Genomic DNA, 11,427 nt, shown 5'->3' with positions numbered 1-11,427 from the left:
CTTGAAGCTATTTGATAGCTCATTCATTTTCGTTGTTGCCAATTGCTTGGCTAGAATTTATTTGGTTGGTTTCAACTTCGTGAAACCCGCACTCTGGCTTATGTTTACTTCTTTCGAAGTAATTACCTTACATTGTTCAGTTTTCAAAGATCATATATCCTCATACTACATAAAGCAGTAAATGGTGACCCACCCGCGACTCGAACGCGGGACACCCTGATTAAAAGTCAGGTGCTCTGCCAACTGAGCTAGTGGGTCATAAAATGGCAGGGGTGGATGGGATCGAACCATCGCATGTCGGAGTCAAAGTCCGATGCCTTACCGCTTGGCTACACCCCTGTGTTGTGGGGTGAGTAATGGGGATCGAACCCATGCATAACGGAGCCACAATCCGCCGTGTTAACCGCTTCACCATACCCACCACAGGATATTTATTCTGTTTAGCACTGTCGTGCCTTACAACGATATTTAGTATATCAGTTAAAGTTTTTTGTGTCAACCACTTTTTAAAAAACTTTTTTAACTGTTGCACTATCTCACTATGAACACTTGATTCATCCAGTGAGCTATCGCCGATGTTTTTATAGTATAACAAACAATCTATATCTTGTAAACCCTTTTTTTATTTTTAATCACCTCGTTCTAACTCTTCTTTGATACCTCATATTCATGACTTCTTTGCTCTTGTTTCTCTAGTACATTGGATCCCCTCTTTTCATACAAAATCTATACCAATATCATATTTTGCTACTACCCATTTGCTATGCATATTCTTAAATTTTACTATTTCTCATTATACCTTCCTATAACTCTTTTATATAAATATAAAACTAGAGGCACATAAGGTCTCCCCTACACGCCTCTAGTTATAGTATACTATTCTAGCTTAAATTAGCTTAGCTAAATCATTTAAGTTTTCAGCCATTGTTGGATGTGTAAAGATTTGGTCACGTAAGTATGTATACTTAATATCGTTGTCCATCGCCATTTTAATGATATTAATTAACTCTTCAGAGTTTTTACCAAATAAAGTAGCACCTAGGATTAGACCAGTATCTTTGTTAACTGTTAATTTAAATATACCACGTGGGTCTTGGTTTACTGCATGGCGTGGCATATTATTTACTGGTAATGCAGCAGTCACTGCATTTGAGTATTGTTCTTTTGCTTCTTCTTCATGTAAACCTACATGGGATAAGGCAGGTGTAATGAAAGTAGAATACGGTACATGCGTACGGTTTTCTAATTTGTAGCTTTCATCTCCGTGCAATACACGATTTACAATACGGAAATCATCAAGGGATATATAAGTGAATTGAGGACCACCATTCACATCCCCTACAGCAAACACATTAGGAACAGCCGTCATCAACGTTTCATCCGTTACAATAGATCCATTAGGGCGAACCTCAATATCTGTATGTTCTAAGCCAAGACCTTCTGTATTTGCTTTACGACCTGTAGCATGTAACAAGGCATCGAAAACGAATTCTTCTCCACTTTCAGTCACTACCACTACCGTATCACCTACGTTTTTAATTTCTTTTGTAACAGCATTGAAATGGAAGTGAATACCATCTTCTTCTAAATATTGTTGCGCTAACGCAGCTACATCTGCATCTTCGCGTTTTAAGATTCTGTCACCACTTTCAAAAGCAGTTACCTCAGCACCTAAACGCGCATATAGATTAGCGAACTCAATACCGATGTTACCACAACCAATAATACCTAAACGTTTTGGCAATGTTGGAATGGCTTGTAACTCAGTGCTGTTATATACAAATTTAGAGGTAGATAGACCTGGGATTGGAAGTACTACATTAGTAGCACCAGTATTGATGATGATAATTTCAGCTGTCAACGTTTCCACGCCATCTGCTGTTGTTACTTTTACTTCTTTATTGGAAGTAAATTGACCATGACCAGTATACACTGTTACATTCGGATTGGATGTTAACATGTTTAAGTTTTTCGCATTTAATTTGCTTACTACTGTATCACGAGTCGCCTTCGCTGCTTCGTAGCTTTTACCTTTATCTGCACCTACGATCATAGTTTTAGTAGGAATACATCCGATATTGATACATGTGCCACCATACATAGCTGGATCTTGTTCAATTAAAGCAACTTGTTTTCCTTCTTTGCCAAATGTAGCAGCTAATGTTTTACCAGCTTTACCAAAGCCGATGACTAATAAATCATATTGTTTCATTATAAGTCTCCCCTTTTGTTAATTCACATGAATACGAGTGTATTATATATCTTTCATTATAAATATAATATTGTTCTTATTGTATACCTATTCACTAGGAATTTCAATACTATATATCACAAATAATTTTCAGATCTGTATAGTTATTATAAATATGTCATCAATTATCGACTGTCAACGTTTGCTTACTTTCTACTCTATACGCAAAACTAGCACTTTCATCAGGAAAGTGCTAGTTCATCATTACCTATCTATAGCACTCCTAGGTATATAGTCTACTCTGCAATTCTTTCTTGTAAATATTGTTTCACAAAGTTTGGCAATACGAACGCAGATTTTTGGATGCCATAGTTATAGTATTTAGTTGTAAAATCGAGTTCACGACTTGGTTCCCACATCAATGGATCGTGTTTTTTGGACCCCATGGTAAAGCAATGCATACCTGTTGGATATAACGGAATGAACGCTGTATATAGACGAGTCACAGGGAAGTGTTTATTCACATAGTAGAATACATCAGACACCAATTGTTGATGCATCACTGGAGATTCTGTTTGTTGTACAAATAAACCATCCTCTTTTAAGGCACGATGTGTATTTTTGTAAAATTCTTCTGTAAATAAACCTTCACCAGGGCCAATTGGGTCAGAGCAATCTACAATGATCACATCATAGAAATTTTCTTTTTCCGCTACATGCCCAATACCGTCGCCAATCGTTACTGTTAATTTAGGGTCTTGGCGAATCATAGCATCAGCAATAGAAGGCAAGTATTGTTTTGCTAATTCCACTACTTTACCATCGATTTCTACCATTGTCACTGTTTCTACACAGTTATGACGTACACACTCTCTAGCAACGCCACCATCACCGCCACCGATAATCAATACATGCTTAGGGTTTGGGTGCAAGAATAATGGGATGTGGCTCATCATCTCGTGATACACAAACTCTTCTCGTTCCGATGTTTGAAACACTCCATCCAAAACAAGCATATTCCCATATTCTAAACTATGGGCGACTTCGATAGTTTGGAAGTCGGATTTTCCAGAATATAAAATTTCATCCACCTCTGCGCTTAACGCAAGATGAGGGGATTGCATTTCTTTAATCCATTGTGTCATTTCTTACTCCTCACATTGTGACTGGATGTATAAAAAAGCTCCACCCAGTAAATTATCTCGTAACCAGCGGCGTAGTGAAAACGTTCGTTCCATACCTTCATCGTAGACAACACATCGTGTGTCATCATGATTGATCTGCATAGATACAATGGGAACCCAATGCCAAGTAGATAGGCCTTCTTCTTGTCCACGATGACGATTTAAAAATGCTACCGGGCAATTCTGTTCCAATCCAGTTTGAATAAACTCTGTCACCTCTTCTAAGGTATACCGACTCCCTTTCAATGGCATAATCGGTAAACGCTTCACCGTATATGACAAATGATGGTCCGCCATATATTGGTTCACACCTTGTTCCCACCAAGTGCTTTTATAGAGCCCTCCACCATAGCGAGGTCGGACGTATTCCCATACTTGATTCATTCGCACTAATGCCTGTTCTCCATCTGCATAGTTTGTTAATGAAAGGTGACCATCACGAAATAGTACATAAGAAATCACTTGAGTTGCCGTCGTTGGTCCACAACCTGCTAAGCGTTTCCACGCATCTTCATACCATTCTTGGTCATAACCAAAAGAAAAGTTCCCCTTCATTTTCACTTGCAACCATTCTGGATGTTCTAAGCGATAGCGTTTAATACCTGCCATTAGTCCTCTACGACCTCAACAGTTTGCATACGGTCGCCTTGTTGGATTTTATCGACTACATCCATACCTTCGATGACTTGACCGAATACTGTATGAACTCCATTCAAATGAGGTTGTGGTTCGTATACGATAAAAAATTGGCTACCACCCGTGTTAGGTCCACGATGTGCCATGGACAAAGCGCCACGAACGTGTTTGTGTGGGTTACCTTCAGTTTCGCAAGGGATTGTATACCCAGGACCACCTACACCAGTACCCATTGGGCAGCCACCTTGTGCTACGAAGCCTGGGATAACACGATGGAATTTCAATGTGTCATAGAAACCTTCTTTAATCAATTTTATAAAGTTAGCTACTGTACCAGGAGCTTCGTTTTCAAATAATTCGATAACAATGTCACCGTATTCCATATGAATAATTGCTTTTTTCATTACTGTACCTCCAAAAAAGTTCTAATCACGTGACCCGCTAAATGCAATCCTGCTACAGAAGGAACAAATCCACAGGAACCTGGACTTCTAGAATCATCATCACGGTTCGGTGTCATCGGTTGTTCTGTCGAAAATAATACAGCTTGCTTTTTAATGCCACGACGGCGTAATTCTTTACGCATCACCTTCGCCAATGGGCATGTATGGGTCTTACTAATATCTGTAATCTTCAATTGGTCCGGCCACATTTTATTGCCCGTCCCCATAGAAGATATACAAAGTATATGACTATTATAACACGTTTCGATGATGGATAGTTTAGCACTTACCATATCGATAGCATCAATCACAAAATCCGGGGCTATATCAGTGATGAAAGTTGGATGACTTTCACCAGTATAGACCATATCATAAGCCTCAATATGTAGATTAGGGTTAATAGCTAACGCTCGCTCTTTTGCCACCTCTACCTTACGTTGGCCAACAGTGCTCGGCAAGGCAATGAGCTGACGATTGATATTACTCACCGTCACTTGATCGCCATCAACAATGACAATATGACCTACTCCAGAACGCACTAACGCTTCTAATGCAAAAGAGCCAACACCGCCACATCCAAATAGAAGGACTTTTTTACCTTGCAAAGCTTTAATTTTTTCTTCCCCTACTAACCATTGTAGGCGTGTTAACATATGCTCCATATTAATAGGCTCCTGCTGGGATAATTTCAGTCCAATATCCATCTGGATCAGCAATAAAATAAATGCCCATCGCTTCATTTTCATAGACTACACAATTCATAGCCTTATGTTTAGCCAAAGCTCCTTCATAATCGTCTACATAGAATGCCACATGGAATTCATTATCACCTAAATTGTATGGGCAATCCCAATCACGCAACCAAGTTAACTCCAAACGATGTGGATTGGTACCATCTCCTAAATAGACAATTTTGAAAGCTCCATCTTCTCCATCAATATGATCTACCTCTTCTAATCCTAATGCTTCTTTGTAAAAGGATAAACTTTTATCCAAATCTTTCACATTAATATTATTATGAGCAAAGCTAAATTTCATACTTCCTCCTTAATTCCTAGTAAATAACAGTATTATTCTAACATAGGTACTACGGGAATACAATCATTGCACCTGAAAGTAGGCTCTGCTTCCCTCATCGGTTTTTGCCACTACCAAGTGTGCACCAATTTGTTGTTGTAATTCTGGCACATGAGATATAATCCCCACCAATCGACCTTGGGATTGTAATGCCACCAATGTTTCCATAGCCACATCTAACGTATCTAGGTCTAATGTACCAAAGCCTTCATCAATAAACATAGTATCTAGATGAATACCTCCCGCATAGGATTGGATAACATCCGCCAAACCCATAGCAAGTCCTAAGGATGCCAAGAAAGTTTCTCCACCGGATAGAGTGTTTGCAGGACGGCTTGCCCCCGTATAGGAATCAAAGACTGCAATGTCTAGTCCTCGCGCGCCACGGCCACCTTCTTCTAAGGATCGTTCCAAGCGATAGCGCCCACGGCTCATATCATGAAGTCGTAAGTTCGCCGCACTCAATACTTCTTCTAAGATAGCACCTAGCACATACCGTTCAAAGCTCACACCTTTCATGCCCGTGTCGCCACCATTGGCTAAATCGGCTAAGCCGAAGATAAAGGTCCGACGTCCTGACAGCTCTTTAGTAGCCGCTTCTAAATCAGAAATCTCTTGAATCGATTTTTCTTTACCTATCACTTGCGATTTTAGAGTGCCGATAGCTTCTCCTAAGTCTTTTAATTCTTGTTGTAAACTATCTACTGATTCCTTGGAGATTTCCTTTGGCACTGTGATATAGGCAGCCATATTCTGCTCCACTTCTTCTAAGAGTGATGTTAATCGCAACGATTCATTGACATAGGCACTAAAAGTATCTTTCCACTTTGGTAATTTATCAAATGTGTCAGATTGTTCTTTAAACGTATCCATGGTGAGTGATTCTTCTTGTAATACCTGTTCAATTTCTAGACTCAACGTCTCCATGTCCTGTATCATACGAACTTGCTGTTCTTTTAGTGCTTTTACTTGGGCGTAGAGTACAGTCCGTTTCTCCTGACTCGCTTGTCGTTCCTCATTTATTGCTTTACAATCCGATTCATACTGTTTCAAAGACTCTGCTAGTTTTTTCACTTCGGCCATATATGTATCCACCGTAAAAGGAGCGATGCTAGTTTCAATACGACGCATTTCTATCGTTATGTGCTGTAATTCCTGCGTAACTGACTCTAACTGACCCTCTAAGACTGTCAATTCTAGTTCTCTTGCATGAAGGCTAGCTTCTTCTGTTTGTAATGTGTTCTGCAGTGTTCTTAAGCGTTCTTCCAACTCTAGTTTTGTGATTTCTGCAATCCCTAACTCTTTTTGTATATCTTTAAAACCTTGATCAATGACTTCTTCATCAACAGCTGTTTTCCACCATTGGATACGATCTTCTATCACTGCTACTTTCAAAGCTTCCGACGCTGCTTGTAAACTATCCCCAAGATGTATTAAAGAATCTCTTCGTACGGTCTCTATTACCTTTGGATACGCCTCGCATAGGCGACTCCATTCTCTACCATACTGTTCCACTTCTTGTTCACTGTGTGTTAATTTAGTTTGTAATGTAACCACCTGTGTTTGACTTTCTTGAAACTCTTGGCGGAGGCGGTCTACCGTTTCTCGCACAATCTCTTCCGATGGAGCTTGTGCTAATTGTGGATGTTCTAAGGAACCACAGACAGGACACGGCACTTGCTCTTCTATTTGCAAACTCACTTCATAGGCTTGGTGTTGTCGCAACAATTGCTCGTTATGATGGTACATACCTTCTCTCGTCATACAGACCTTCCGAGCCTCTTCCAATTGCGCCTCCTGAATCACTCGATGCTCCCAAAGGACACGTAGTTTTTCTACTACGCCCTTGATAGATTCCCACCAAGACCGTAATTCGCTAGCACATAATTTTTCCTCACCTAATGATGCATAACTTTGCAACTCTAGATTCATCTTTCCCACAGTATTACGATGTACATCTAACTCTGCACGACTTGTTGCTAATAGCTGTTGCAATGTCTTCTGTTGCTCTACCTTTTGCTCTCGATCTGAGGCCAATACCATCTGCTTCTCAAACAATTCACGATACTGTTCCACTTCTTGTTGTAAGGCCTGTAATTGGTGGTATTGCTCTTGTTGCTTTGCATACGTTTCCTCTTGAGCTACTACCTGTTTCCACTTAGACTCTAAGGTTTGTAAACCTCCTTCCACGAACTGCAACGATATTTTCAAGGCTTCTAATTTTTCATTGTCCGTTCTAAAAATATCTTGCAATCTATCATAGTCTTTTATAGACCTCCGAACTTCTTGCAGTCGTTCCCAACGGTCAATGGTTTCCCCTAATGCAATATGTTCTCTTTCTCCCGCTTTGTGACTAGCTAACACCTTACTATGTTGATCCTTGCGAGCTAGCAAATGAGTGTAGGCTTCATACTTTGTATAGGCAGTTTGCAAAGATTCATATTGTTCTTGTTTCTCCTTGCGTTCTCCTTCACGAGCAATTAACAGCTTACGTTCTTCTTCTACTAACGCTACTAAGTCCTGCAAAGTATTCACCTTATAGGTGCCCAATAAAATGTCTACTTTTTGTAATGTATCTTGAATTCCTACGGTGGACTCCGCTAGTTCTTCTTTCAGTACATCTTGCATGCGTTTATAGATAGATGTTTTAAAAATCGTATGTAGCAATATTTCCCGTTCTGATGTAGGTGCTACTAACAGTTTTCTAAAATCACCTTGTGGCAATAAAACGACTTGCAAAAATTGATCCACCCGAAACCCGATAATCTGTTGCACATAGTCACGAATTTCTTGAGCTTTCGTAGTGAGTAATTTCCATGCATCATCCCTCCATTCACTGATAGAGGCCGTAGCTAATACTGTTCGTGTACCTGTACCACGCTTTTTCTGCAATTCTTGTTTCGGTGTTCGCTCCATTCGATACCGATGATCACCTACCTGAAACTCAAACATCACTGATGTAGGGGTAGTAGTATCTGCATAATCACTACGCATATCTGATCCATCGCGAAGACCACCACTGGTTTGACCATATAAAGCATACACAATGGCATCTAATATACTTGTTTTTCCTGATCCTGTAGGTCCTGTAATCAGAAACATCGATTGATTTGCAAGAATAGCAAAATCTAAGATTACTTCTTTTGGGTATGGCCCGAAGGCAGTCATTTCTAATCGTAAGGGTCTCATGCTTCATCCTCCCTTAACACGCGATGCCACAAGGTCTCCATATATGCTAACTCTTCCTGTGAAAGCTCTTCATTGCGTGCTTCCTTGGCAAATTGGGCAAATAAATCTCGCTCATTTAGCTCTTTAAAACGTTTAGCACCTGTGGTATCTCGAACGACTTCCATACGTCCCACCAGTTCTAATCGCATACAATAAGGAAATACTTTTCGCAATCGACGCATCCCATCTACTATAGGGGCTGTATCTAACAATCGCACTTCTACATAATCATTGTGATGTTGTGCATGAAGACTTTCATCAACTATTAAATCATCAAAATAACCTGTGAGGCTCACGAATTGACGACGCCCTACAATAGAAATTTCACTAATGGTTGTAGATCCTTTGCCATCCATATCAACAATAGTGAAACTTTTATTATATCCCACCTCATCAAAGGAATAGGTCAACAAGGAGCCACTATAGCGAATATGGTCAGATCCAATTCTCTGCGGTTTATGTAAATGGCCCAGTGCCGTATAGTGAAAGTCCTTAAACACAGTAGTCGGCACTTGTCCAGAACCACCCACCAAAAGAGGCCGTTCGGACTCACTTTCAGCACCACCTGCTACAAAAGCATGAGCCATACAGAGACTGCGGTGCCCTTTAGAGCGTCGCATTGTATAGGCAGACCAACATTCATAGGCGTCAGCAATAGTCCAATTATATGTATTTGCATCAACACTTACATCACTTTCCAAAGTGTCAAAGCCAGACATATCATCATTAACTCTACAAAAAGAGGTCTCTGAATTGGTAATATCTTCATCACTCAAAGAGGCAAATAAATTTGCTGACTCACATTGGCCTCGACGTTTCATTGTAGTCTTACTAGATCCGATATGTATTGTAGACTCTACGTTTTCACCAACCACGCCTAATCGATTCAGTTCACTCTGTATATCCCGCACTTCTCCATAGGGTAAGGCCCATACATCGAGTTGACCATACGCATCTTGAAAAGTAATGGGTTGCATGCCTTGATGAGCATGCCCTAGGAGATGTATACCATGTGTCTCCCAAGCACTGCGACCCATCGCTAAACGAGGACCACTGTCATGATTCCCAGAAATAGCCACCATAGGAATTTTTTCTGTAAAGGCTAATCGATGTAGTACTGAATCCCATAACTCGATAGCTTCAATGGGCGGTACAGATCGGTCAAACACATCACCACTCAGTACTACTAAATCAATATTTTCATCTTTTAATAACGGAAAGAATTGATGTTCCAACACATGGGCTTGGTCTGTCGTTAGATGTTCATTATAAAATAGTCGTCCTAAATGCCAGTCTGCTGTATGTAGTATGCGCATACTTACACCTCGTTTGCATAAATCTCCCGTAAGATAGCAATTTCTTTCGCATATCCATCTAGTTCATTTGGTGTTTCTAGATAGAATGGTAGATGACGTAGTTTTGGATGGGTAATAAAATTAGCAATCGCTTCAATACCAATATGGCCTTCCCCAATTTTTTCATGACGATCTTTATGAGCCCCTCTAGGATTTTTCGAGTCATTCAAATGCACTGCATGAATTCTATCCAAACCAACAAAATGATCAAACTCTTCTAGCACACCTTCTAAGTTTTCAATAATATCGTACCCACCTTCATGGATATGGCATGTATCTACACAAACGCCAATATATTCTTTGTGTTTCACCCCATCAATGATGCGTGCTAATTCTTCAAAGTTACGACCTACTTCGGTGCCTTTTCCCGCCATGGCTTCTAATAGAACTGTGGTTTTCATGCCTGGAAAAATTACTTCATTTAACATGTCTACAATATATTCAATACCTTGATCTACGCCTTGCTTCACATGGCTGCCTGGGTGAAAGTTATATAAATGACCTGGCAAATATTCCAAGCGCTCTAAATCTTCACGCATAGAATTTTTTGCAAATTCACGAAGTCCTGGATCTACCGCACAAGCATTTAAGGTGTATGGTGCATGTCCTAATAATTTACCAAATTGATGTTCTGTTAGGAAAGCATTTAAGGCTTTCATATCTGCTTCGTCAAAGGCACGAGCCTTACCGCCTCGTGGATTTCTTGTAAAGTATTGAAATGTATTGGCCCCAATAGACAGCGCCTCTTTCCCCATATGTAAATAGCCTTTACTAATGGATAAATGACATCCAATTGTTAATTGACTCATATATAACTCCTTACCTTCAATCATTATGTACACTTTTCCTACTTTTAAGTATATCATGTAACCTTCTATCGCATATACAGTTACATAGAAAATAGGCTCTTTATCAAGTTTTGGGGACAGCAATTAATCTGTTCAGTTTCTTTAATATAAGAACTGTATAAAAATGTAAATATAATAAAATACTAGGAAACATAAGTGAGATACAATGGATGTAACTAATTTTAGGCACTACAAAGTAACCCCACTTATGTTTCTTTTTTTGTGGAGAGTCTACTATCATATAATATAGTTAATAGCCTATGCAGCGACAGATACAGATATATCAGGTTTGTTGTAGATACTAGGCAAAATCATCAGTAATCTAGCTCTAAATCGACCGAAATGACGAACACCATAGCTATTCCGTTTCAATACTTTAGTTTTGTTGTTACAACCTTCTGTAAAACCGTTAGAGTATGGTAATAGGAAAGCATTAACTACTTCGTCATGCCAACTTGTAAACGA

10 protein-coding genes and 3 tRNA genes are annotated in these 11,427 nt (G+C 39.7%); all 13 read right to left on the bottom strand.

Annotated elements, in window-relative coordinates:
- Nucleotides 1–182 precede the first annotated feature (182 nt).
- A tRNA-Lys gene (locus tag EO122_RS08035) sits at nt 183–258 on the bottom strand.
- 6 nt (nt 259–264) lie between these two features.
- Nucleotides 265–339: transfer RNA gene (locus tag EO122_RS08030), tRNA-Gln, on the bottom strand.
- A 6-nt stretch (nt 340–345) separates the two neighbouring features.
- Nucleotides 346–421, bottom strand: a tRNA-His gene (locus tag EO122_RS08025).
- Nucleotides 422–886: 465 nt separating this feature from the next.
- Nucleotides 887–2,212: an FAD-containing oxidoreductase gene (locus tag EO122_RS08020; protein ID WP_127010135.1), complete on the bottom strand. Its 1,326-nt coding sequence runs from the start codon at nt 2,210–2,212 to the stop codon at nt 887–889.
- Between the two features lie 275 nt (nt 2,213–2,487).
- Nucleotides 2,488–3,336, bottom strand: coding sequence for a polyamine aminopropyltransferase (gene speE, locus EO122_RS08015; protein WP_127010134.1), 849 nt, complete (start codon nt 3,334–3,336; stop codon nt 2,488–2,490).
- A gap of 3 nt (nt 3,337–3,339) precedes the next feature.
- Nucleotides 3,340–3,984: a hypothetical protein gene (locus EO122_RS08010; RefSeq protein ID WP_127010133.1), complete on the bottom strand. Its 645-nt coding sequence runs from the start codon at nt 3,982–3,984 to the stop codon at nt 3,340–3,342.
- Nucleotides 3,984–4,415 carry a peptidylprolyl isomerase gene (locus tag EO122_RS08005; RefSeq protein WP_127010132.1) on the bottom strand — a complete coding sequence of 144 codons (432 nt, stop codon included), beginning with the start codon at nt 4,413–4,415 and terminating at the stop codon, nt 3,984–3,986. Before EO122_RS08005 ends, EO122_RS08010 begins: the two co-directional genes overlap by 1 nt.
- On the bottom strand, nt 4,415–5,116 hold the full coding sequence (locus tag EO122_RS08000) for a ThiF family adenylyltransferase (RefSeq protein WP_127010131.1): 702 nt from the start codon (nt 5,114–5,116) through the stop codon (nt 4,415–4,417). The genes EO122_RS08005 and EO122_RS08000 overlap by 1 nt, the downstream gene beginning before the upstream one ends.
- 1 nt (nt 5,117) lies before the next feature.
- Complete coding sequence (locus EO122_RS07995; RefSeq protein ID WP_127010130.1) at nt 5,118–5,492, bottom strand: VOC family protein; 375 nt, start codon at nt 5,490–5,492, stop codon at nt 5,118–5,120.
- Nucleotides 5,493–5,555: 63 nt separating this feature from the next.
- Nucleotides 5,556–8,720, bottom strand: a complete 3,165-nt coding sequence (locus tag EO122_RS07990; RefSeq protein WP_127010129.1) for an AAA family ATPase — start codon at nt 8,718–8,720, stop codon at nt 5,556–5,558.
- On the bottom strand, nt 8,717–10,075 hold the full coding sequence (locus tag EO122_RS07985; RefSeq protein WP_127010128.1) for an exonuclease SbcCD subunit D: 1,359 nt from the start codon (nt 10,073–10,075) through the stop codon (nt 8,717–8,719). The genes EO122_RS07990 and EO122_RS07985 overlap by 4 nt, the downstream gene beginning before the upstream one ends.
- Nucleotides 10,076–10,077: 2 nt before the next feature.
- A complete protein-coding gene (locus EO122_RS07980) occupies nt 10,078–10,923 on the bottom strand; it encodes a deoxyribonuclease IV (RefSeq protein ID WP_127010127.1) in 846 nt (281 codons plus the stop codon).
- A gap of 297 nt (nt 10,924–11,220) precedes the next feature.
- A partial coding sequence (locus EO122_RS07975) for a transposase (protein WP_164725999.1) occupies nt 11,221–11,427 on the bottom strand: 207 nt, incomplete at its 5' end.

The organism is Veillonella sp. CHU110, assembly GCF_003992255.1.
In the GTDB taxonomy this organism is placed as follows: domain Bacteria; phylum Bacillota; class Negativicutes; order Veillonellales; family Veillonellaceae; genus F0422.
Note: the sequence above shows the minus strand (reverse complement) of the source record. Positions and strands in the feature narration are given on the sequence as shown.

Coding starts and splice junctions, on each gene's coding strand:
- EO122_RS08020 (WP_127010135.1), bottom strand. CDS start 2,212: ATGAAACAATATGATTTATTAGTCATCGGCTTTGGTAAAGCTGGTAAA.
- speE (WP_127010134.1), bottom strand. CDS start 3,336: ATGACACAATGGATTAAAGAAATGCAATCCCCTCATCTTGCGTTAAGC.
- EO122_RS08010 (WP_127010133.1), bottom strand. CDS start 3,984: ATGGCAGGTATTAAACGCTATCGCTTAGAACATCCAGAATGGTTGCAA.
- EO122_RS08005 (WP_127010132.1), bottom strand. CDS start 4,415: ATGAAAAAAGCAATTATTCATATGGAATACGGTGACATTGTTATCGAA.
- EO122_RS08000 (WP_127010131.1), bottom strand. CDS start 5,116: ATGGAGCATATGTTAACACGCCTACAATGGTTAGTAGGGGAAGAAAAA.
- EO122_RS07995 (WP_127010130.1), bottom strand. CDS start 5,492: ATGAAATTTAGCTTTGCTCATAATAATATTAATGTGAAAGATTTGGAT.
- EO122_RS07990 (WP_127010129.1), bottom strand. CDS start 8,720: ATGAGACCCTTACGATTAGAAATGACTGCCTTCGGGCCATACCCAAAA.
- EO122_RS07985 (WP_127010128.1), bottom strand. CDS start 10,075: ATGCGCATACTACATACAGCAGACTGGCATTTAGGACGACTATTTTAT.
- EO122_RS07980 (WP_127010127.1), bottom strand. CDS start 10,923: ATGAGTCAATTAACAATTGGATGTCATTTATCCATTAGTAAAGGCTAT.